Source organism: Mesorhizobium sp. f-mel (genome assembly GCF_053850215.1).
Genome location: NZ_JBSPTO010000001.1, coordinates 318409 through 341279 on the forward strand (window position 1 = coordinate 318409; position 22871 = coordinate 341279).

The 22871-nt window shown below is 62.3% G+C and carries 21 protein-coding genes; 13 read left to right on the forward strand and 8 right to left on the reverse strand.

All coding sequences use genetic code 11. From position 1 onward, the window contains the following. Nucleotides 1-138: 138 nt before the first annotated feature. Both ACWUKX_RS01510 and ACWUKX_RS01515 read left to right on the forward strand, forming a co-directional pair. The gene (locus ACWUKX_RS01510) at nt 139-1911 is read left to right on the forward strand and encodes an AMP-binding protein (protein ID WP_456003185.1); all 1773 of its coding nucleotides are present in this window, start codon (nt 139-141) and stop codon (nt 1909-1911) included. 296 nt (nt 1912-2207) lie between these two features. Continuing rightward, complete coding sequence (locus ACWUKX_RS01515; RefSeq protein WP_065010942.1) at nt 2208-2681, forward strand: VOC family protein; 474 nt, start codon at nt 2208-2210, stop codon at nt 2679-2681. A gap of 425 nt (nt 2682-3106) precedes the next feature. Here the strand turns inward: ACWUKX_RS01515 and ACWUKX_RS01520 are convergent, their stop codons facing one another. The 7 genes from ACWUKX_RS01520 to ACWUKX_RS01550 form a co-directional block, all read right to left on the reverse strand. Then, nucleotides 3107-3820 carry a haloacid dehalogenase type II gene (locus ACWUKX_RS01520; protein WP_456003187.1) on the reverse strand — a complete coding sequence of 238 codons (714 nt, stop codon included), beginning with the start codon at nt 3818-3820 and terminating at the stop codon, nt 3107-3109. A 122-nt stretch (nt 3821-3942) separates the two neighbouring features. Then, nucleotides 3943-4257, reverse strand: coding sequence for an SDR family NAD(P)-dependent oxidoreductase (locus ACWUKX_RS01525; RefSeq protein ID WP_456003189.1), 315 nt, complete (start codon nt 4255-4257; stop codon nt 3943-3945). Nucleotides 4258-4260: 3 nt separating this feature from the next. Continuing rightward, a complete protein-coding gene (locus tag ACWUKX_RS01530; protein WP_456003191.1) occupies nt 4261-4839 on the reverse strand; it encodes a hypothetical protein in 579 nt (192 codons plus the stop codon). 341 nt (nt 4840-5180) lie between these two features. Continuing rightward, nucleotides 5181-6602 carry a TRAP transporter large permease gene (locus ACWUKX_RS01535; RefSeq protein WP_456003193.1) on the reverse strand — a complete coding sequence of 474 codons (1422 nt, stop codon included), beginning with the start codon at nt 6600-6602 and terminating at the stop codon, nt 5181-5183. Beyond that, a complete protein-coding gene (locus ACWUKX_RS01540) occupies nt 6599-7246 on the reverse strand; it encodes a TRAP transporter small permease subunit (RefSeq protein ID WP_455849914.1) in 648 nt (215 codons plus the stop codon). The genes ACWUKX_RS01535 and ACWUKX_RS01540 overlap by 4 nt, the downstream gene beginning before the upstream one ends. 69 nt (nt 7247-7315) lie before the next feature. Beyond that, nucleotides 7316-8446: a TRAP transporter substrate-binding protein gene (locus tag ACWUKX_RS01545; protein ID WP_456003195.1), complete on the reverse strand. Its 1131-nt coding sequence runs from the start codon at nt 8444-8446 to the stop codon at nt 7316-7318. 333 nt (nt 8447-8779) lie between these two features. Continuing rightward, nucleotides 8780-9688: a hydrogen peroxide-inducible genes activator gene (locus tag ACWUKX_RS01550; protein WP_456003197.1), complete on the reverse strand. Its 909-nt coding sequence runs from the start codon at nt 9686-9688 to the stop codon at nt 8780-8782. Between the two features lie 137 nt (nt 9689-9825). Here ACWUKX_RS01550 and katG point away from each other — a divergent pair, with 137 nt between their 5' ends. After that, nucleotides 9826-12027 (forward strand): catalase/peroxidase HPI, encoded by a 2202-nt coding sequence (katG, locus tag ACWUKX_RS01555; RefSeq protein WP_456003199.1) that lies wholly within the window; start codon nt 9826-9828, stop codon nt 12025-12027. Between the two features lie 75 nt (nt 12028-12102). Here the strand turns inward: katG and ACWUKX_RS01560 are convergent, their stop codons facing one another. After that, nucleotides 12103-12780, reverse strand: coding sequence for an MIP/aquaporin family protein (locus ACWUKX_RS01560; RefSeq protein WP_456003202.1), 678 nt, complete (start codon nt 12778-12780; stop codon nt 12103-12105). Nucleotides 12781-13009: 229 nt separating this feature from the next. On the opposite strand from ACWUKX_RS01560, the gene ACWUKX_RS01565 reads away from it, so the two are divergent. The 10 genes from ACWUKX_RS01565 to ACWUKX_RS01610 all read left to right on the forward strand — a co-directional run bounded on the left by ACWUKX_RS01565 (nt 13010) and on the right by ACWUKX_RS01610 (nt 22867). Next, entirely contained in the window at nt 13010-14299 is a 1290-nt protein-coding gene (locus tag ACWUKX_RS01565; RefSeq protein WP_456003205.1) for an RsmB/NOP family class I SAM-dependent RNA methyltransferase, read from the forward strand. A gap of 96 nt (nt 14300-14395) precedes the next feature. After that, nucleotides 14396-14854 (forward strand): PaaI family thioesterase, encoded by a 459-nt coding sequence (locus tag ACWUKX_RS01570; protein ID WP_126103611.1) that lies wholly within the window; start codon nt 14396-14398, stop codon nt 14852-14854. 4 nt (nt 14855-14858) lie between these two features. Further along, on the forward strand, nt 14859-15524 hold the full coding sequence (locus ACWUKX_RS01575) for a 5'-methylthioadenosine/S-adenosylhomocysteine nucleosidase (protein ID WP_456003208.1): 666 nt from the start codon (nt 14859-14861) through the stop codon (nt 15522-15524). Nucleotides 15525-15579: 55 nt separating this feature from the next. Further along, the gene (gene guaA / locus ACWUKX_RS01580) at nt 15580-17142 is read left to right on the forward strand and encodes a glutamine-hydrolyzing GMP synthase (RefSeq protein WP_456003211.1); all 1563 of its coding nucleotides are present in this window, start codon (nt 15580-15582) and stop codon (nt 17140-17142) included. A 755-nt stretch (nt 17143-17897) separates the two neighbouring features. Further along, nucleotides 17898-18329, forward strand: coding sequence for a CBS domain-containing protein (locus tag ACWUKX_RS01585; protein ID WP_456003213.1), 432 nt, complete (start codon nt 17898-17900; stop codon nt 18327-18329). 263 nt (nt 18330-18592) lie between these two features. Then, on the forward strand, nt 18593-19093 hold the full coding sequence (locus ACWUKX_RS01590; protein ID WP_292181939.1) for an NADH-quinone oxidoreductase subunit J: 501 nt from the start codon (nt 18593-18595) through the stop codon (nt 19091-19093). Beyond that, the gene (gene nuoK / locus ACWUKX_RS01595) at nt 19093-19395 is read left to right on the forward strand and encodes an NADH-quinone oxidoreductase subunit NuoK (RefSeq protein WP_254022068.1); all 303 of its coding nucleotides are present in this window, start codon (nt 19093-19095) and stop codon (nt 19393-19395) included. Before ACWUKX_RS01590 ends, nuoK begins: the two co-directional genes overlap by 1 nt. A gap of 4 nt (nt 19396-19399) precedes the next feature. Beyond that, a complete protein-coding gene (locus ACWUKX_RS01600) occupies nt 19400-20863 on the forward strand; it encodes a monovalent cation/H+ antiporter subunit D family protein (RefSeq protein WP_456003215.1) in 1464 nt (487 codons plus the stop codon). Further along, nucleotides 20860-21114 (forward strand): hypothetical protein, encoded by a 255-nt coding sequence (locus ACWUKX_RS01605; RefSeq protein ID WP_202364274.1) that lies wholly within the window; start codon nt 20860-20862, stop codon nt 21112-21114. Before ACWUKX_RS01600 ends, ACWUKX_RS01605 begins: the two co-directional genes overlap by 4 nt. Beyond that, nucleotides 21107-22867 (forward strand): Na(+)/H(+) antiporter subunit D, encoded by a 1761-nt coding sequence (locus ACWUKX_RS01610; protein WP_456003217.1) that lies wholly within the window; start codon nt 21107-21109, stop codon nt 22865-22867. The genes ACWUKX_RS01605 and ACWUKX_RS01610 overlap by 8 nt, the downstream gene beginning before the upstream one ends. Nucleotides 22868-22871 lie beyond the last annotated feature (4 nt).

Sequence of the window (22871 nt, forward strand, 5' to 3'; positions counted from 1 at the left end):
GACCCCACCCGTCCATCCGTCTTCGGCGGCTGTCCACCCTCCCCTCAAGGGGGAGGGATTGCGCTCCAGTACCATCAACGGGATTTCCACCACCCCGGCAGGCTGATAGACTCGGCCTCGTCTGCGGAGGAGACGGCGATGCCGATCAATCTCGACGAGTTGAAGAATGCCACCAGTCTGCGCGGCGGCCGTCCGCGCAACGGCGGTACGTTTGTCGCGCCGGTCGACGGCCGGGCGCATGTGTCGGGCGAGCGCACCGTTCCGCTGCTGCAGCAGACCATCCCGGCGCTGCTTTCGGACACCGTCAGCAAATACGGCACGCTCGATGCCGCGGTCTTCGTCGAACAGGACAAGCGCTTCACCTGGAGCGAACTTTCAGACACGGTGGATGCCCTGGCCGCAGGCTTCCTGGCGCTCGGCCTCGAAAAGGGAGACCGCGTCGGCATCTGGTCGCCGAACCGCTGGGAATGGCTGGTGACGCAATTCGCCACCGCGCGCATCGGCCTGATCCTGGTCAACATCAATCCGGCCTACCGGCTGACCGAGCTGGATTATGCGTTGAACAAGGTCGCTTGCCGAGCGCTGGTCACGGCCGCCAAATTCAAGACGTCCGACTATCTCGGCATGATCGAGACGCTCGCGCCGGAGATCGCGACTGCGACGCCCGGCAAACTTGAGGCGAAAAAATTGCCGGCGCTGAAGATCGTCATCCGCATGGGCGAGGAGAATTCTCCCGGCATGTTCAATTTCGCCGACGTGCTGGCGATGGCAGGACGCGACGAGCATGACAGCCTCGACCGGATCTCCGAGGGGCTGAAGCCCGGCGACGCCATCAACATCCAGTTCACCTCAGGCACGACAGGCGCGCCAAAGGGCGCGACGCTGACCCACAACAACATCGTCAACAACGGCAATTTCGTCACATCGGCGATCAGGCTGACCGTCGAGGACCGGTTGTGCATCCCGGTCCCGCTCTATCACTGCTTCGGCATGTCGATGGGCACGATCGGCTGCGTCACCAAGGGCGCAACCATGGTCTTCCCGGGCGAGGGCTTCGATGCCGGCGCCACGCTGAAGGCAGTGGCGGGCGAGCGCTGCACCGGCCTCTACGGCGTGCCGACTATGTTCGTCGGCCTGCTCGACCATCCGGATTTTGACACCTTCGATCTCACCAGCTTGCGCACCGGCATCATGGCCGGCTCGCCGTGCCCGATCGAGGTGATGAAGAGGGTGGTGTCGCTGATGCACATGGCAGAGGTGACCATCGCCTATGGCATGACCGAGACCAGCCCGGTGTCGTTCCAGAGCAGCGTCGACGACCCACTGGAAAAGCGCGTCTCGACGGTCGGCCGCGTCCACCCCCATGTCGAGGTCAAGGCGATCGATGCCGATGGCGCCACCGTTGCGGTCGGCGCGCCGGGCGAACTCTGCACGCGCGGCTATTCGGTGATGAAGGGCTATTGGGACGACGAGGAAAAAACCCGCGAGGCAATCGATCCCGACGGCTGGATGCACACCGGCGACCTCGCCACCATCGACGCCGAGGGCTATTGCAACATCGTCGGCCGGGTCAAGGACATGGTCATTCGCGGCGGCGAGAACGTCTATCCGCGCGAGGTCGAGGAGTTCCTCTATCGCCATCCCAAGGTCAGGGAAGTGCAGGTGTTCGGCATTCCCGACCCGAAATATGGCGAGGAGCTTTGCGCGTGGATTGTGCTCAAGCCGGGCCAGATCGCCACCGAGCAGGAGATCAAGGCCTTTTGCGCCGGCCAGATCGCCCATTACAAGATCCCGCGCCACATCCGCTTTCGCACCGAATTGCCGATGACGGTGACCGGCAAGCCGCAGAAGTTTCTCATGCGCGAGGCGATGGTTGACGAACTGGGGCTGGTGACGCCGAAGACCGCCTGAGGGGCGGACCGGCGGAGCATCGTAGTCCTGTTGTCGTCTGGTTAGGCGTCGCAATGTTGGTCCGCCTTGCGGACGCTCCGAACATTCCCGACGCATTTCAGGAGCGGACCTTCGCTTATCGTCCGGAACCCGGGCCAAAGCGGACAGCGATGTTAAGGTAAGCTGCCCCTTTGCGATCACCCCGTGCGAGACGGACTCTTCCGGGGGTGGAGAAAAGCGGTTGGCTACCTATTTCGGAAGAGAGCGGATGGGGAAACAAGGCCGAAATCTCGGCCCCAAAGCGAAAGGAACCCGCAATGGCAAAGAATACGATTTGCCTCTGGTACGATAAGGACGCCGAGGCTGCCGCCCGCTTCTACTCCGAGATATTTCCTGACAGCGTGGTGAGTGCGGTGCACCGTGCACCCAGTGATTACCCGGCCGGCAAAGAGGGCGACGTGTTGACGGTCGAATTCACAGTCGCGGGCCTTCCTTGTATCGGCCTCAACGGGGGTCCCGAGTTCAAGCACAACGAAGCGTTCTCTTTCCAGATCGCCACCGATGATCAGGAGGAGACCGACCGCTATTGGAATGCCATTGTCGGCAACGGTGGCCAGGAGAGCGTGTGCGGCTGGTGCAAAGACAAATGGGGGATTTCCTGGCAAATCACGCCGCGCGTGCTGACTGACGCGATGGCGGCTGGCGGCGACGAGGCAAAGCGCGCGTTTGATGCCATGATGACCATGGTGAAAATCGACGTCGCCGCGATCGAGGCGGCGCGGCGCGGTTGATGCTCCATCGCGATTTGCGGCCAATTGCTGCCAGAGCTTGTCCGCTCGCCGCCCAAGTGCGGCCGTCCAGCCACCAGCTTGCGCAGCGCGGCAGCCTTCGCATCAAGCTGGGCGATCGGGTGAAAGTCGGCGATGTCATTGGCTTGCTCTGCAATACGGGCAACTCGACCGCTCCGCACCTTCATTTCCCTGGTGATGGCTGTCGCAGTCGGAGCCAGCGGGCTGTCGGTAGACGAAGGTTCGCTGAGCGTCAGGATCCTTATCGGAGCGCTTTCGAGTGCGATTATGTCCATCACCATTTTCGTGGTGCTCGACCATGCCGAGGCGGTGGCTCGGCGTGTAGGCGAGCCGTACGGCACGCTGGTGCTGACTCTTTGCGGACAACGCGGCCTTTTGTTGCCGGCTGCCGGAGCGGCCCTCGCAACCTACTTCAGAACTGCAGCGAGTTCGATCAAGTCATTTGTCATGTATTCCCAACCGTCGCGCGGCTTGACAACGGCAGCCTTCGACAGGTCAGGCGCATTTGCGCGAACGATATACGCCGTCTTCAATCCGCATCGACGCGCGGCGTCCAGATCGTAGTCGTGGGCGGCAACCAGCATCGCCCTGTCCGGCTCCACGCCCAGCAGCTCGCAGGGACGAAGATACACCTGTGGCATCGGCTTATAGGCCTCGGAGACATCAGCGCCGAGGATCGTATCCCATGGCAGCCCGGCGTGTTTTGCCATGTCCACCAGAAGTCGGGTGTTCCCATCGGACAGCGGTGCGACGATAAAGCGTTCCTTCAATCTGGAAAGACCCTCCACCGAGTCCGGCCACGGCTTGAGGCGGTGCCAAGCCAGATTGAGATTTTCCAGTTCGGCGCTCGGTACAGCCGATGGCATCAACCCGTAACCTTTCAGACAGGCTTCCAGGTTCTCCATGTTGAGCAGATCGAGCGGGACAAAGGGCCGCCGACCGCAGCGAACGGCTTCAACCGATGCGTCATAGCGTCCGACCCAAGCATCGGCAAAAGCACTAGCGTCGATATGCAAAGCATCGTGGCCCTTCAGAAAAGAACTTGCCTCCGCCGCTATGCTGCCGCGCCAATCGACAACGGTCCCCAGGACGTCGAAGAACAATACCTCAACTTTCGTCACTTTAGCTCTCCATGCTCGTCGATTGGGGTCCGTCAGTCGCGGTAAGAGGGGTCGATCTTGTCGAGCTGCCGCTTGAGATAGTCGAAAACCTGATCGTTGTAGGGCAGCCAGCCATCCGCTTTCTACGCCAGATCGTTGGACATGACATTGAGCGGTTGCCCGTCGATCGGCCCCAGGTGCTGACTCGATCTCGTCGGCCGCTGCGAATACTTGGGCGCGTCGGAAACATCGGCGGCTATGGCGAGAGCCTCGCCGCCCTCACCTTCGATTTCCACTGTCAGCTGGCTCAGAGCGGGCTTGTCGCGGGCGATCAAAGCGACCTTCGCACCCTCCCGCGCGAGGCGCAGCACAATAGCGCGCCCAATGCCAGCAGAAGCGCCGGTGATCTCCGGCGTCCTTCCGCTTTCAATCCGACGGCGCCAGGTCGGTGTTGGCAAAGGCTAAACCGGCGGTCCTTCGAGCCCGCTTCTCTCGTGCGATTTCCACAGGAACCAGCCGAGGACGGTACCAAAGAAGAATGTGTGGGCAACGAACTGCACGACCGGGCTTGCTTGCAGAAACCAGGGGAATGCGATCGGCGCGATCACATAGAAATTGACGAGCCACAAGGCGAGGCCAAAGACGCTGCCGAGAACAATGAAGGTGGCTTGCCCTCGCAACATTGCGGCAATCTCTCCGAACACGATCCCATAGATGATAGCCAGGATCAAATGCACGATCACGCCGGCGATGCTGGCCGTCAGGAGCGGGTAGCCGGGATCGAGAGCTTCCGGTCCAAGCGCGATGGCCCCGATCATGCGCAGGGGCATGAAGAACGCTTCCGCCCCCATCATGAACGCACTCGCGGTCATTTCAAACGCCGCAAAAACGAGGCCTGCGACAATGCCCGCAACGGCACCCTGCTGGAGTCCCCATCGGATGTCGCGCGGCGTCACCGGCGTGTGGATGTAATCACGGTAAGCCATAACACTGCTCCTTCTTCTGGGCGCAGACTCATCCGCAAAACCAATGCCGGGCACGCGTCGGCGGTTCCGGGCGTTCGGCACAATTCACGAGGATTTGATTGAAGTTGATTTTCTCACGCCGAGCGGACGGTTCGGCCTTCGCCCGCATCGACGCTGCAGCCATGCAGCTTCCCCGCGACCGCCCAATCCAGCTATTACCTCGCGCGAGACCTCAGCTGGCTCCATAGATCGTACCCCGCAAGGAGGACGCCGATCCCGACCGCAACGCCTAGATCTGGATGCGGGACGAACCGGATTACGACGCCGAAAAACGCCAGAAAGACAACAAACGCAAAGACGGCCAGGAAGCGGCTCAAATTCATCTATTGTCCTCCACTCGCCGCGGCATCCCCGTCTCAGCCTCCGTAGATCAGGTTGGGCAGCCCGTACACGATCTGCGGGAAGATGTAGATGATGACCATGCACAGGATAACGATCAGCATATAGGGCATCATTCCGCGGAAAATATCCGAAAGCTGAACATGCGGCGGCGAAATGCCCTTGAGGTAGTAGGCCGACATCGCCATGGGCGGCGACAGAAAGGCCGTCTGAAGGTTGACCGCGACGAGCACGCCGAAAAACAGCGGGTCGATCTCGAAATGCGCCAACAGAGGCAGGAAGATCGGAACGAAGATAACGATAATCTCGGTCCATTCCAGCGGCCAGCCCAGGATGAAGATGATGATCTGGGCGACGATCAGAAACATCAGCGGCGACATGTCGAGGCCGGTGACGAAATCGCTGATCAGTTGCTGGCCTCCCAGATAGGCAAAGACCGAGGCGAAGGTCGCGGAGCCGACGAACAGCCAGCACACCATCGCGGTCGTGCGCGCCGTCAGATAGACGGACTCCTTCAGGCGTTGCCACGTCAAGGCGCGGTAGGCGGCGGCCAGCACCACGCCGCCGAGCGCGCCGATGGCGGCAGCCTCCGAAGGCGTGGCGAGGCCGAAGAGAATAGCGCCGAGCACCGCGAGGATCAGGACCGCCAGAGGGACGAAGGACGTCAGCAGCATCCAGCTGATTTGCAGGACCGAATAGTGGCCTACCTCGTCTCGGGTCGGCTTCGGCGCCACCTGCGGCTGCAGCACCGCCTTCACCACCACATAGATCAGATAGAGGCCGGCAAGCAGCAGTCCTGGAAGCAGGGCTGCCGCATACATACGAACCACCGACACACCCGCCGTCGCGCCATAGACGATGAGCAGAATGGACGGCGGAATGAGGATGCCGAGGGTTCCTCCCGCGCAGATCACTCCCGAGGCATAGCTGATGTCGTAACGCGCCTTCAGCATGGCGGGAAACGCCAGCAGGCCCATGAGTGTCACGACCGCGCCGACGATGCCTGTGGCCGTTGCGAAAAGGGTGCAGGTGATGAGGGCGGCGACCGCCATGGAGCCAGGAATGTGCCGGGTGGCGATATAGAGAGTGCCGAAAAGGCGCTCGATGATATTGGCCCGCTCGACGATGTAGCCCATGAACAGGAACAGCGGGATAGCGGTCAGCACGTCGTTCGAGATCACTGAATAGGTCTGATTCACGAACAGATCGAAAATGCGGTTGTTGAAGAAGCCGCCGATCCAATGCTCCGTAAGCGTCCAGCCGTCGGCACCATCCTCAACCGCCCGTTCGTAGGCGCGCCACATGCGTCCCGGATTTAAATAAGCGTAGTAGCCAAAGGCGACCCCGAGCGCCATCAAAGTGAACGCAACCGGGAAGCCAAGGAAGATCGCCAGAAGCAGAATGAGCAGCATCGCGACGGCGACCTGAGGATCGCTCATCTGTCTTCTCCGTCGCGGTCGGGTTCATTGTCGGGGTGGAGTAATGGAAGGTCGACTGCTTCCGACCCGTGATGCAGAACATCGAGCGTCTTGGCTTCCATCAGCACCTTCTCGGTCTCTTCCACGTCTTCAGCAGCGCGCGGCCATGTTCCGGTTCGCAGACAGACGGCGCAGCGGAACACCTGAGCAATCCCCTGCACGAAGAGCAGGATGCCTGCCGCCACGATGACGGCCTTGAACTGGAAGATCGGAATCCCGGCCGGACTGTTCGAGCTTACCTCGAGATAGCGGAAGCTGCGTGCGGCATACTTCGATCCGGCCAGAACCAACGCCGTCACGCCTGGGAAGAAGAAGATGAAGTACAGGACAAGTTCGACCGCCGCTTGCACGCGCGGCCTCCACAGACGGTAGACGAAATCGCCGCGCACATGGCCGTCTCGCGACAAGGTGTAAGCGCCGGCCATCATGAACATGGTGCCATAGAGCATGTAGCTGAGGTCGAATGCCCACGCGGTCGGCGCGCTGAACAGGTATCGCACGACAACTTCGTAACTCACGCCGAGCGTCATGACGACGACGCTCCACGCGAACACCTTTCCAAACCATGCCGAAAGTTCATCGGCGAATGCAATGTAGCGGAGCATGTGCAGGGTTCCGTCTGGTGCAAATCGGCGGTCCGCAAGACCGCCGATTTGCCGAAGCGGAGGCGCGAATTAGAGCTTCAGCTTGCCTGGGAAATAATGTTCGTATGCCAGTGTCAGGTCGGCTGAATTCATAAGCTCGTAGTAGACAACGCGTTCGACCCATTGGCGCTGGCTATCGAGCACCCGCTTCATGAACTCGTCCGCCTCCAGCGTCGGGATGATCTTGTCCCAAGCCTGGAGTTGTGCGTCGAGAATCTCCTTAGAGGTGCGGTGCACGGTGACACCGTGCTCGGTCTGCAGTTTCTGCAGGTCGGCCGAATAGTTGTCGAGGGCGACTGCGGTGGTCGCGGTGCTGGCCGCCTCCACGCCATATTCGAGAATGGCCTTCAAATCGTCGTCGAGGTCGTCGAATACGTCCTTGTTGAACAGGAATTCGAACGACTCGCTCGCCTGATGGTAGGACGACAAGATATAGTTCTTGGCGACGTCCTGCGAACCGAAGCGAAGGTCGGATGACGGATTGTTGAATTCGAAGGCGTCGATAACCCCGCGCTCCATGGCCGGCACGATTTCACCGCCGGGCAGCTGCGCCACGCTGAGGCCAAGGTTCTGCATGAGATCGGCGGCAAGACCCACCGTCCGATATTTGAATCCCTGCAGTTCGGCGGTGGTCGTGACAGGCTTCTTGAACCAGCCGAACGGCTGCGCCGGCATCGGGAAGCCATAGAAGCCGACCACGTTGAGGCCCATGATGTCCTGCGTCAGCTCGCGGTAGAGATCCTTGCCGCCGCCCTGGTGGAACCAGGCGAGCATGGTGGTGGCGCTGCCGCCAAACACAGGGCCAGTTCCGAAAAGCGACGCGGCCTTGTGCTTGCCGTACCAGTAGACGGGAACCGTATGCGCGGCGTCGATGACGCCGTCATTGACGCCATCCAGCACCTGGAACGCGCCTACGACCGCACCCGCGGGCAGGAGCTCGAACTTCAGCCGGCCGCCCGACATCTTTTCGACGCGCTCTATGTATAGCCGCGCGAAATCCATCCAGATGTCCGACGCAGGCCAGGAGGTCTGCATCTTGATGGTTACCGGCGCCTGCGCCAGTACGGCCGGGGCCGAGAGCGTCGTTGCTGCAGCCGCACCGGCCGTGATGGCGGTGGACTTTTCCAGGAACCCGCGACGCGAGATTTTGTTGCCGGACATTTACTCCTCCCACTGTTGTAAACTCTTCTGCCACAACCAGAATATGCAAACTCGCCCTTCACGCAACCAATTTCGCTGCCGGTGACATCGGACCTCGGGCATTTGGTCCGGCACAAGCGCCACTGTGTTTCCGCATCCGACTTTTTAGCAGTCGGCGCAAATCGTTCATCTGGCTCCCATGACGAATGTAGGACTGCTGCGCAGGCTGCCAAGGCGGTCGTAACGATCCCCAGTGTTGGACGTCCCGAAAAGACCCTGTTTATGGAAGCATAGGCCCCTTGCTCGCAGCTTGGAAACGAGATTGAGGTCAATCGGACCCTCTGATCCTCCACCTCACGCCGCCAGCACCGCCTGATCCAGCCCGCGGACAATCTTGGCCAGTTCGACACATTCGTCGTGCCGGACCTTGTTGCGCCGCCAGGCGAGGCAGATCGTGCGCTGCGGCATCGGTTCCTGGAACGGCACGATCTTCAAATCGCGCATGGCGCTGGCCGGCCCTGCGGCCATTTCCGGGATGAGTGTGACGCCGAGGCCGTGCGCCACCATCTGCAGCAGCGTCGTCAGGCTGGTCGCGCCATAACTTGCCATTGCCACCGGTCGCACGCTGCCGCAGACGGCAAGCGCCTGTTCGCGCAGGCAATGGCCTTCCTCCAGCAGCATCAGCCTTTCCAATGCCGGGCTTTCCGGCGGAACCGGCGGCGAGGCGAAGGCGGGATCGCCGGCCGGCACGGCAAGGAAGAACCGGTCGGAAAAAAGCGCCTCGGTGATCAGCCCGGGCTGATCGAGGGGAAGGGCCGCTATGAAGGCGTCGAGCTTTCCCAGGGCGGTGTCCTCGACCAGCGACGCAGTCACCGCTTCACGCAATTCGAGCTGCAAGGCCGGGAAATGCCGTTTCAGCTCCGGCAGCACATGCGGCAGGAGATAGGGCGCCACCGTCGGAATGATGCCGAGCCGGAAGCGTCCTTCCATGGCGGGGCGGCCGCGCCGGGCCGTGGTCTCGATCTCGCGGATGTCAGCAAGAATACGCTCGATGCGCGGCAGCATGGCCAGTGCCTCGTCAGTCATCCGAACCGATTTGCCGCCGCGCTCGAACAGCCGGCAATTGAGGCGCAGCTCCATCTCCGCGATCTGCGAGGATAGCGCCGGCTGGCTGACGCCGGCGAGCTTCGCGGCGCGGCCGAAATGCAGCGTCTGTGCCAGCGCCTCGAAATATTGCATCTGCCGGACGGTGAGACCTATCATAAGGAAAACCTATCGCAACAAACAGGAAAGGCAATTTGTTTTTATCGGCAATGCGGCCTAGTCTGGAACCGTTCCAGAATGGCGTGGCTCAAGGCCCGTCCGGAAAATCAACAAAAATCAACAAATCGGAGAGAACGATGGACGCAAAGACCGATGACAACAGCGCCGGCAAATGCCCGGTCGCGCATGGGTCGGCCGGCAGGACCAACCGTGACTGGTGGCCAAACCAGCTTGACCTTGCCGTTCTCCACCAGCAGTCGAGCCTCTCGGACCCGATGGGCGAGGACTTCGACTACGCCAAGGAATTCAAGAGCCTCGATCTCGATGCGGTGATCAAGGACCTGCACCAGGTGATGACCGATTCGCAGGATTGGTGGCCGGCCGATTTCGGCCATTACGGCCCGCTGTTCATCCGCATGGCCTGGCACAGCGCCGGCACCTATCGCATCGGCGATGGCCGTGGCGGCGCCGGCGCCGGCCAGCAGCGTTTCGCGCCGCTCAACAGCTGGCCGGACAACGCCAATCTCGACAAGGCACGCCGGCTGCTATGGCCGATCAAGCAGAAATACGGCAGGAAGATCTCCTGGGCCGACCTGTTGATCCTCACCGGCAACGTCGCGCTGGAATCGATGGGCTTCAAGACGTTCGGCTTCGCTGGCGGGCGCGCCGATGTCTGGGAGCCCGAGCAGGACGTGGATTGGGGGTCGGAAACCAAGTGGCTCGGCGACGAGCGCTATTCCGGCGACCGCGAACTTCGGGGCCATCTCGGCGCGGTGCAGATGGGGCTGATCTACGTCAACCCGGAAGGGCCGAATGGCAAGCCCGATCCGTTGGCCTCGGCACGCGACATCCGTGAAACCTTCGCACGCATGGCCATGAACGACGAGGAAACCGTGGCGCTCATCGCCGGCGGTCACACCTTCGGCAAGACCCACGGCGCCGGCGATGCATCGCTGGTGGGGGCGGAGCCGGAAGGCGCCGGCATCGAGGCGCAGGGCCTCGGCTGGTCGAGCAAGCATGCCACCGGCATTGCCGGCGACGCCATCACCTCGGGCCTCGAGGTGACCTGGACCACGACGCCGACCAAGTGGAGCAACAACTTCTTCGATAATCTGTTCAACTACGAATGGGAACTGACCAAGAGCCCGGCCGGCGCCCATCAGTGGACGCCGAAGGGCGGCGCCGGTGCAGGCTCCGTGCCGGACGCGCACGATCCGTCGAAGCGCCGCGCGCCGGCGATGCTGACCACCGACCTCGCCCTGCGGGTCGACCCGGCCTATGAGAAGATCTCGCGGCGTTTCCATGAGAATCCGGATCACTTCGCCGATGCCTTCGCTCGCGCCTGGTTCAAGCTGACCCATCGCGACATGGGTCCGGTTGTCCGCTATCTCGGCCCGCTCGTGCCGAAGGAAGAGCTGATCTGGCAGGACCCTGTCCCGGCCATCGATCACGAACTGATCAGCGAGCAGGACATCGCCTCGCTGAAGGCGAAGATCCTGGCCTCTGGCCTGTCTGTTTCCGAACTGGTCTCGACCGCCTGGGCCTCGGCCTCGACTTTCCGCGGCTCCGACAAGCGCGGCGGCGCCAACGGCGCACGCATCCGCCTGGCGCCGCAGAAGGACTGGGACGTCAATCAGCCGACCGAACTGTCGAAGGTACTTGCGCAGCTCGAAGGCATCCAGAGCGAGTTCAACGCCGGGCAGACAGGCGACAAGAAGGTCTCGCTTGCCGACCTGATCGTTCTCGGCGGCGTCGCCGCGGTCGAGAAGGCCGCCAGGGACGGCGGCCATGACGTGGAGGTGCCTTTCACGCCAGGCCGCATGGACGCCTCGCAGGAGCAGACGGACGTCCAGTCCTTCGCCGCGCTCGAGCCAAAAGTCGATGGGTTCCGCAATTATGTCCGGGGCAAGCAGCCGATGTCGGTCGAAGCGATGCTGGTCGATCGGGCGCAGCTGCTGACCTTGACGGCGCCGGAGATGACGGTGCTCGTCGGCGGCCTGCGGGTGCTCGGCGCCAAAGCCGGCAAGTCGAAGCATGGCGTGTTCACCGACAGGCCGGGCACGCTGACCAACGACTTCTTCGTTAACCTGCTCAGCATGAACACGATCTGGGACCCGGCCGCAGGCTCCGATGAGGTGTACGAAGCGCGCGACCGCAAGACCAGGGAGGTCAAGTGGACCGGCACCCGTGCCGACCTGATCTTTGGCTCGCACGCGCAGCTGCGTGCGCTTGCCGAGGTCTATGGGTCGGCGGACGCCGGGCAGAAGTTCGTTAGGGATTTCGTCGCTGCCTGGACCAAGGTGATGAACGCCGACCGCTTCGATCTTGCCCGATCCTGAGGCGGCAAGTGATTCTCTAACGAAAAAGCGCGGGCCTTGACCCGCGCCTTTTTGTATTGAGGTTTCCTTCGGCCGTCAGTCCTTCTCGAAGATGCGGGTCTTGGCAACCACGCCGGCGATGGCGCCGCCGATCAGCGGTGCGACGATGAACAGCCAGAGCTGGCCGATCGCGGCACTGCCCGAAAACAGCGCCGGGCCGATCGAGCGGGCCGGGTTGAGCGACGTGCCGGTCACCGGAATGATGGCAAAATGCAGTCCGGCCAGCGTCAGGCCGATGACGAGGCCTGCAAAGGCCGTCGTGTGGCTGCCGCTGGTGACGCCGAGGATCACCGTCACGAAGGTGAAGGTTCCGATCAACTCCCACAGGAACGCCGAGCTGACGCCCCATTTCGTCGCATCCCAGCCATTGGCGCCAAAGCCGCCGGTGTGGCCGCCGACCTGTCCGGAGACGATGATCCACAGCGCCAGCGACGCAATGATGGCGCCGATGATCTGCGCGATCCAGTAGGGGATGACGTCCTTGGCCTCCATTCGGCCGGCAAGGAACACGCCGAGCGTCACCGCCGGGTTGAGATGCGCGCCCGAGATCGGGCCGATCGCATAGGCCGCCGCAATCAGGCCGATGCCGAATGCAAGACCGATTCCTTCCTGGCCGAGCGGCAGCGCGCCGCCGAAGCCGCCCGTCACCACCGAAGCCGTGCCGATGAACACTAGTAGAAATGTGCCTAGAACTTCCGCCAGATAAGTCTTCATTGCCCTCTCCTCGCAATTTCCCGTCGATCCGCTTGCAGTTCTTTGCGAATCACGCAGCGGGAAACTATCGCAACTTCAAAAGTTTGAAAGCACAAGCAATGCGAGGGTCAAAGTCTCGGATGCCGACGGGGCATTCGATCTGATATCCAAAACTCTCCCCGCTTGTGTGCGCCAGTCGCGCGCTTTAGAGCAGGGCCGGAATTAATTTGCTGAGTAACGGAAGACAAAGATGAGACGGGGCGGACGACTGGCGGCGGCCATCGAAGTGCTGGAGGATATCGGCCGGCGTCACCGGCCGGTCGCTGATGCGCTGAAGGATTGGGGCCTGTCGCACCGCTTCGCCGGCGGTGGCGATCGGGCCGCAATCGGCAACATCGTCTATGACGGGCTGCGCCGGAAGCGCTCGGCCGGCTTTTTGCTGGACGACGATACGCCGCGCGCCGTCGCTTTCGGCGCGCTGCTGCTCGAATGGAACCAGACAGCCCAATCTCTGAATGAAGCGCTCGATGGCGACAAATTCGCGCCGCCGCTGCTCAACGACAATGAGTTGAAGGCGGTTGCCGGCCGCCGGCTTGACGATGCACCGCCAGCGGTGCGCGCCGACATTCCCGACTGGTGCGAACCGCTTTTCGAACGGGCCTTCGGCGCCAGCTGGGTCGAAGAAGGTGCGGCGCTGGCGACCCGCCCGCCGCTCGACCTCAGGGTCAACACGCTGCAGGCCGATCGCAGCAAGGTTCTTGCCGAGCTGGCCGAGACCGGCGCCAGGGCCGCACGGATCGCACCGCACGGCATCCGCATCCCGCCGATCGCGGGCAACGGCAGGCACCCGAACGTGCAGGCGGAACCGGCCTTCCAGAAAGGCTGGTTCGAGGTTCAGGACGAAGGCTCGCAGATCGCCGCCACGCTGGCTGGCGCGGAGGCCGGGATGCAGGTTCTCGACTTTTGCGCCGGAGCCGGCGGCAAGACGCTGGCACTGTCGGCGGCGATGGACAATCGCGGCCAGGTGTTTGCCCATGATGCCGAAAAGGCGCGGTTGGCGCCGATCTTCGATCGCATCCGCCGCTCGGAAAACCGCAACGTGCAAATCGTCACCAAGCCGGCGGAACTCAGCCCCCTCTCGGCCCACATGGATATCGTCGTGGTCGATGCGCCCTGCACCGGCAGCGGCACCTGGCGGCGCCGGCCCGATGCCAAATGGCGGCTGACGCAGAAGCAGCTCGATGCACGCAAGGGCGAGCAATCGGCGATCCTCGACGCGGCCAAAACCTTCGTCAAACCGGGCGGGCTGCTGGTCTACATCACCTGCTCGGTGTTCGACGAGGAGAATACCGAGCAGGTCGCTGCTTTCCTGGATCGCAACGGCGGCTTTGTCCCGATCGATCACCGCCAGCTCTGGGACAGCCGTTTTCCGGGCCACGAGGCGGCCGCGCGTATCGGCGCCGCAGGCGGCATTTCGCTGTCGCCGGCGCTGAGCGGTACCGATGGGTTTTATGTCTGTGCGCTGCGCAAGGGCGGCTGAACTTGCCGGCGGACTTGATTGCTGCAGTGCAGCAATAGCGATTGCCTGCCGCTCATGCCTCTGCAATAAGCTTTTCTGACAGGAGCGTGACAAGCCATGGCAGCAAAGATCGTACCCGCCCCCGACTATGAGGATCGCGTCCGGACGTCCTTCGCGCGCCAGAACGCCATGATGACGATCGGCGCCGAGCTGACGCTGGTGACGCCCGGCATCATCGAGATCGAGATGCCCTATTCGGCGGCGCTGACCCAGCAGCATGGCTTTCTCCATGCCGGCGTCATTTCGACGGCGCTGGACTCGGCCTGCGGCTATGCGGCTTTCTCGCTGATGCCCGAGAATTCGGGCGTGCTCACTATTGAGTTCAAGGTCAATCTACTAGCGCCGGGACGGGGCGAACGCTTCCTGTTCCGCGGCTCGGTGACGAAGCCCGGCCGCACCATCATCGTCGCCGACGGCCAGGCCTATGCCTTCGCCGTCGACGGCGAGGCCAAGCTGATCGCCACCATGACTGGAACGATGATGACGGTGGTCGGTCGCGATGGCATTGAAGGCTGATCCGATGCGCAAGGCCGTCAGAATTGCGGGTAGGGACGTGCTCTTCGTGATGGCGGCGCAGGCCGAATACGGCCCTCATCTGCAGCGGCTGTTCACGCCTGTCATGACCGGCGTTGGACCGGTCGAGGCGGGCGTGAGGCTGGGCGCGGAACTGTCATGGCTGAAGTCTGAAAAGGCGCTGCCGGATCTCGTCGTGTCGCTCGGTTCGGCGGGTAGCCGGACACTGGAACAGACGGAAATCTACCAGGCCGTTTCGGTCGCCTACCGTGACATCGACGCCTCGCCTTTGGGCTTCGAGAAGGGCGCGACGCCGTTTCTCGACCTGCCGGTGACCGTGCCGCTGCCGTTCAGGATTCCTGATATAAGGGAGGCGACGCTGTCGACCGGCGCAGCCATCATTTCCGGCAGCGCTTATGATGCGATTGCCGAGGATATGGTCGACATGGAGACCTTCGCCTGCCTGCGAGCCTGCCAATTGTTCGGCGTGCCGCTCGTCGGCCTGCGCGGCATTTCCGACGGGGCTGCCGATCTCAGGCATGTCGGCGACTGGAAGGAGTATCTCCACGTTATCGACGAGAAGCTGGCGGATGCGGTCACGCGGCTGGAACGGGCGATCGGGTCCGGCGCCCTGGAATTTGGACCGTCGCATGAAGACGCTGAATCGGATTGAGGGAGGCACCTCGCAACCCATTGCGCCGACTCGTTTCTTTCTCTAAACGCTCGCCATGAAGATAGCCAATCATCCCGACACCGTCCTGATTGTCGATTTCGGCAGCCAGTTCACGCAGCTCATCGCCAGGCGCATCCGCGAGGCCGGCGTCTTTTCCGAGATCGTGCCGTTCCAGTCGGCCGAAGCGGCGTTCAAGCGCATCAGTCCGAAGGCGGTGATCCTGTCCGGCGGCCCGGCCTCGACCGGCGACATCGGCAGCCCGCGCGCGCCGCAGATCGTCTTCGACGCCGGCGTGCCGGTTCTCGGCATCTGCTATGGCCAGATGGCCATGTGCGTGCAGATGGGCGGCGTCGCCGAAAGCTCCGACCATCGCGAATTCGGCCGTGCCTTCGTCGAGATCCAGAAGGACAGCCCGCTGTTTGAGGGCCTGTGGGCGCCCGGCCAGCGCCACCAGGTGTGGATGAGCCATGGCGACCGCGTCATCTCCCTGCCCAAGGGATTTGAGGTGTTCGGAAAATCGGAAGGCTCGCCCTTCGCCATCTTCGGCAATGTCGAGCGCAAGATGTACGGCATCATGTTTCACCCCGAAGTGGTGCACACGCCGGACGGCGCCCGGCTGCTGCAAAACTTTGTCCACAAGATCGCCGGCATCGAGGGCGACTGGACGATGCGCGCCTACCGCGAGCACGCGGTCGAGACGATCCGCAAACAGGTCGGCAAGGGCAAGGTCATCTGCGCGCTTTCGGGCGGCGTCGATTCCTCGGTCGCCGCGCTGCTGATCCATGAGGCGGTCGGCGACCAGCTCACCTGCATTCTTGTCGACCACGGGCTGATGCGCAAGGACGAGGCATCTGGTGTGGTGGAGATGTTTCGCCAGCACTACAATCTGCCGCTCATCCTGGTCGACGCCTCGGACCGTTTTATCGGCGCGCTCGAGGGCGAGTCGGACCCGGAAAAGAAGCGCAAGACCATCGGCCGGCTGTTCATCGAGGTGTTCGAGGAAGAGGCCGAGAAACTTGGCGGCGCCGATTTCCTGGCGCAGGGCACGCTCTATCCCGACGTTATCGAAAGCGTTTCCTTCACCGGCGGCCCGTCGGTGACGATCAAGTCGCACCACAATGTCGGCGGCCTGCCCGAGCGCATGAACATGCAACTGGTCGAGCCGCTGCGCGAATTGTTCAAGGACGAGGTGAGGGCGCTCGGCAGGGAGCTCGGCCTGCCCGACACCTTCATCGGTCGGCATCCGTTTCCGGGCCCCGGTCTCGCCATCCGCTGCCCAGGCAGCATCACCCGCGAAAAGCTGGAGATCCTGCGCGAGGCCGACGCCATCTATCTCGACGAAATCCGCAAGGCCGGCCTCTACGACGCCATCTGGCAGGCCTTCGCCGTGCTGCTGCCGGTGCAGACTGTTGGTGTGATGGGCGATGGCCGCACCTATGAATTCGTCTGCGCGCTACGCGCAGTCACCTCGGTCGACGGCATGACGGCGGATTTCTACCACTACGACATGGCGTTCCTCGGTGCCGCCGCCACCCGCATCATCAACGAGGTGCGCGGCATCAACCGCGTCGTTTACGACGTGACGAGCAAGCCGCCGGGTACAATCGAGTGGGAGTGACGGGAAAGACCTAATAAATTCGGCGAAGCGGTTGTTTTTGAGTAGATTAGCGTAGGATCTTCGGCGGTCCGGAAGATCATCTGCCGCACATGATCAATGACGATCCTGATCTTCTTGCCACAGTAACGCCCGCCATAGTGATTCCACTGCTCACTCGATCGACCCGGATGTTTACCACGAAGGTTTCGCGTCCGACGCTGTGATGTCGCCCGGCATATTCTTCTGTTTCGAGGGCCAGCCCTGGGGCAGGCGCTGAACAAATGAAAGAGCGCCAGATTCATCACCTTTCAGTGCTCAACCGGTAGAAGCAGACGACGGGCCTCACCTCGCTGAGTGGTATCGCTCTGAAGAGCGAAAGTTCGATCCTCGCGCCGCTTACCAAAATCGTCGCACGCGACGCTGAACGGCACCTGCGCGCCGCCTGGGGTTCAGGGACGCCTGCAAGAAATAGACGAGAGCGGCATGCGTTTAGAGGGAAGCAGGCATGCGCCCCTGAGCCCGACGGAATTGGCTTCCGCGGAATCCGTGACGGCGCTCTCGGCTGATCAATGAGCATCGGCGACGGCACGGCGACCCCTTGTAGCAGGCGGCGGTATGTGTGAGCCAATCATGAAGGCCTACCGCCAGGAAGCACGTGGCCTGGGCGCGCAAGTCGGACTTGAAATATCAAGGCGCGCGGCGCACGATGGGGCAGAAAATGCACCGAGAGGGAGACGGGGCGTAAGGCTGGAGCGTAGTAGCGCTTGGAGGAAGCCATGAACGTCAAAGCGATTCTCGAGGACAAGGGTCGAGCCGTCGAGACGATCGGCCCGAACGAGACGCTCACCGTGGCGATCAACAGGCTCGCTGAGCACAGGATCGGCGCACTGGTCGTTACCAATGGCGATCGCAAGGTGGTCGGCATCGTGTCCGAGCGCGACATCGTCTGCGCCATGAACAAGCATGGGGCTGCGGCCCTGGAGCAGAGTGTCCATCACGCAATGACCGCCAAGGTCAACCTCTGCACCGAGAACCACACGATCAACCAAGTCATGGAGATCATGACCACAGGCCGCTTCCGCCACCTGCCCGTGGTGAAGAACGGCCAACTCGACGGCATTGTCTCGATCGGCGACGTGGTGAAGAAGCGCATCGAGGAGGTCGAGCGCGAGGCCGAAGAGATTATTCACTACATCTGGGCCGGGTAAGCTCGCCAAAGGCGATGTCCTTTTTTCTGAATTTCTGAACCCGTGCCGGACCTCCTTCGGCAGCCTGAACAACGGATAAGCAGGCTGCGGGATCGCACACCGTATCAGATGCTGAGACTTGGGCATAACGTAGCGCCAAACCATGTAATCTTGAGAAAAATCCGATACTAGGGCACAATTTGTAGACGCATCTGAAGTGCGCAGCTATCTCAAATCCGGCCGTCTTGCGCCGAGTGACAGATCGCGGCGGAGGGCCGGCGTCGATGGATCAGGCGTTCTTTCTTCTGTTCGCTGCGGCGTCCGTGATCACGGCACTGACCGTGGTCCTGGCGCGGAATCCGGTTCACAGCGCATTGGCGCTGATGGCGTGTTTTCTGCAGATCTCGGCAATCTTCGTCTTGCTCGAGGCGCCGTTGCTCGCTGTCATCCAGATCTTCGTCTATGTCGGCGCAATCATGGTCCTGTTCCTGTTCGTGATCATGATGATCGATGTGCGCGAAGCGGTGTTGCAGCGGTTCTTGCCGGGCGGCAACCTGCCGGCTCTGGTGCTGCTTGTCCTGCTTGGGGTGGAGATGCTTGTGCTGGTGCTCTGGAGCGACCGCTTTTCGGTCACGGAGCCCGTCGTTGTGCGCGGCGGCGATCAGATCAGGCAACTCAGCACGACACTTTTCGCCGACTATCTCCTGCCGTTTGAAGCCGCCTCTGTCATCCTGCTGGCCGCCCTGGTCGGCGCCATCGTGCTGGCGCGGAAGGAGCAGGGGTGATGGTTCCGCTCTGGTGGTACATTTTGCTCGGAGTGGTCCTGTTCGTGATCGGAGCAGCAGGCGTACTGCTTAGACGCAATATCCTGGTCGTGCTGATGTCGCTGGAGCTCCTGCTCAACTCGGTCAACATTAATTTCATCGCTTTCGGGCATTACTACGACGATTTCCGCGGGCAGATATTCGCGATCTTCGTCATCGCAATCACCGCGGCGGAGGTTGCCGTCGCCCTCGGCATCTTGGTTGCCCTCGTAAGGAACAAGTCCACTCTCAAGGTCGACGACGTGACCATGATGAAAGGATAGCGGCTTGGAACCGGTGATATCGATCCGGCCGCTGCTTGCCGTCGCCGTTGCAGGCCTGGCGGCCCTTGCCGTTCTCCTTCTGAACAACCGCGAGAAACTCCGCGATGTCGTCTCGCCGTTGGCCGCGATCGCCATGTTCGCAATTGTCGCCTCGATGGCGCCCACGGTGCTGGCGGGCGGCACGGTAGATTTTCGCCTGTTCGAGATTCTGCCTGGGATCGACTTCGCTTTCCGGGTCGATGCGCTCGGCATGGTGTTTGCCACCGTCTCGTCGCTGCTGTGGATTGTGGCGGCGATCTATTCCATCGGCTACATGCGGCACTTGAACGAGCACGCGCAGACCCGGTTCTTCGCCTGCTTTGCGACCAGCCTCGCGGCGGCCGTCGGGGGCGCCTTCGCCGCCAATCTATTCACGCTGGTGATCTTCTACGAGGTGCTCAGCCTCGTCACCTATCCGCTCGTCTATCACCACGAGGACGAAGAGGGATGGACGGGTAGCCGCAAGTACCTCGTCTATTTGATGGGCGCGTCGAAAAGCTTGCTTCTTGCCGCGCTGGCACTGACCTACCACATTGCCGGGTCGCTCGACTTTGTGGCGGGGGGGCTGCTGGCGGGGGTCGACGCCGCGGCGCCGCTGCTGACGGTCGTCTATTTCTGCTATCTCTTCGGTTTCGCCAAGGCTGCGGTGATGCCGATGCACGCCTGGCTACCTGCCGCGATGGTGGCGCCGACACCGGTCAGCGCGCTTTTGCATGCGGTGGCCGTGGTCAAGATGGGCGTGTTCTGCGTGCTGCGGGTGGTGTTCCATGTCTTCGGCGCGGGGCTGGTGGACGGGCTGGGGCTCGGCATTGCAACGGCCTATCTGGTCTCGTTCACGATTCTGATGGCGTCCATCTACGCCCTGACGCGGGACGACCTGAAGGCGCGGCTCGCCTATTCGACGGTCAGCCAGCTCTCCTACATCGTGCTGGGCGCGGTCCTACTTTCGCCGGTCGCGATGGTCGGCGGGATCATCCACATTGCGGCGCATGCCTTCTCCAAGATCACGCTCTTTTTCTGCGCCGGATCGATCTATTGCGCGTCTGGCAAGCGGAACATCAGCGACATGGCCGGCATCGGCCGCAGGCTGCCCTGGACGATGGGGGCGTTCTTCGTGGCCTCACTCAGCATGATCGGGGTACCGCCGACCGCGGGCTTCGTCAGCAAGTGGTATCTGGCGCTGGGCTCGGTGGAGGCGGGGGAGATTGCGTTCCTGATCGTGCTCTTGGTGAGTTCGGTGCTGAACGCCGCCTACTTCCTGCCGGTCAGCTATGTCGCTTTTTTCGGGACGGAGACACAGGAAAGTCCCGCGACGGTCCGTGAAATTCCAATGGTGACGATCCCGCTGGTCGCGACCGCGATCCTGTCGGTGTCGATGGGTATTTTCCCCAGCTATTTTCTCACCCTGGCGGAAGGAGTGGTCAGATGATCAGGCGTGTCGTCGATTTCTTTGGTGAGGCGAGATACGCGGAGCAACGCCGCCGGCTGTTTTATTCGGCGCTCGTTCTGATCGTCATCGCCGATTTTCTGGTCCCCCGCGAACACGCTGAATACCTGTGGGACCGCTTGCCGGGCTGGTCGGCCGTCTATGGCTTCTTGTCCTGCGTCCTGCTGATCTTCGTCTCCAAGTTCCTCGGCCATCAGGGCGGGCTGATGCGGCATGAGGATTACTATGATTGACTTCGTCCATCCCGCCCTGCTGTTCATTCTTGGCGCCCTGCCGATCCCTTTCCTGAAAGGATCAATCCGCAAGGCCTATCTGATGCTGATCCCCGCGGTGGCGATCTTCGCCGTGCTCACCGTGCAGCCAGGCAGCTACGGCGCGGCGGAGTTCATCGGGCAGGAAATCCTGATCGCCAAGGTCGACAGACTGAGCATCGTCTTCGCCACCGTTTTCACCATCATGGCGCTGATCGGCATGGTCTACGCGCTGCACCTGACGGGCGCCGGAGAGCATGTGGCGGCGTTCGTCTATGTTGGCAGCGCGCTCGGCGTGGTGTTTGCAGGCGACTACCTGACCCTGTTCCTGTTCTGGGAAGGTATGGCGTTTGCCTCTGCCTATCTGGTCTTTGCCCAGCGCGGCAAGCAGGCGATCCGTGCGGGGTTCCGGTATCTCATGGTCCATATCACCGGCGGCGTCGCCCTGCTGGGTGGCGTCATTCTCCACGGGCTCGCCACAGGTTCGCTGCTCTTCGGCCCGATCGAGGGGGGGATGGGCGTCGCCGCCTACCTGATCCTTGCCGGGTTCATGCTCAACGCCGCGGTGCCGCCTCTCAACGCCTGGCTGACAGACGCCTACCCGGAGGCGACCGTCACCGGAGCGGTGTTCATGAGCGCCTTCACCACCAAGACCGCAGTCTATGTGCTGGCCCGGGCGTTTCCGGGCACCGAGCTTCTCGTTTGGCTCGGCACGGCAATGGCGCTTTACGGCGTCATCTACGCGGTGCTGGAGAACGACTGCCGTCGGCTCCTGGCCTATCACATCGTCAGCCAGGTGGGCTACATGGTGGCGGGCGTCGGCATCGGTACCGAGATGGCGGTGAACGGGGCCTCCAGCCACGCCTTTGCGCATATCCTCTACAAGGCGCTCCTGTTCATGGGTGCTGGGGCGGTGATCCACGTCACCGGGCGGCGCAAGCTCACCGAGCTCGGTGGGCTCTACAGGACCATGCCGCTGACCGTGGCGCTCTACATGGTCGGCGCCTTCGCGATCTCGGCATTTCCGTTCTTCTCGGGCTTCGTGACCAAATCGATGGTGGTGGCCGCCGCCGGACAGGATCACCGCGCGCTGGTGGTGCTGGTGCTGACGATGGCATCATCTGGGACCTTCCTGCACACTGGGCTCAAGCTCCCGTACTACATGTTCTTCGGCATGGACCGGAAGCTGGAGGCGCGGGAGCCGCCCCGCAATATGCTGGTTGCGATGGCAATGGCGGCGGTGCTGTGCATCGCGATCGGGGTGTTCCCCCAACCACTTTACGCGCTGCTGCCCCATCCAGTCGACTTCGAACCCTACACCGGCGTCCATATCACCGAGAGCCTCGGCATACTGATGTTCACCGCATTGGGCTTCGTGCTGTTCCTCAGGGCGCTCGACCCCGACAACACGATCAGCATCGACACCGACTGGTTCTACCGCAAAGGCGCGCGGCATTTCATGTGGCTCGCCGAAAAACCGCTGGCGCGCTACGAGAAGGCGGTGAGCGACGTGTCCGAGACCGCGGTGCTGCCCTTCCTGCACGGAACCGCACGGGCCGGACTGCGGATCGATCTCAACGGTGTGGACGCCGTCGTGAACGGCGTCGCCCGCTCAATCCTGCGCGGTGGCGGTGCGCTGCGCAAGCTGCAGACCGGCGTCGTGACCCATTACGCGCTGGCGATGATCGTCGGTGTGATCGCAGCCATCGCCGTCTTCGCTGTGGTGTGGCGGTAGGGGT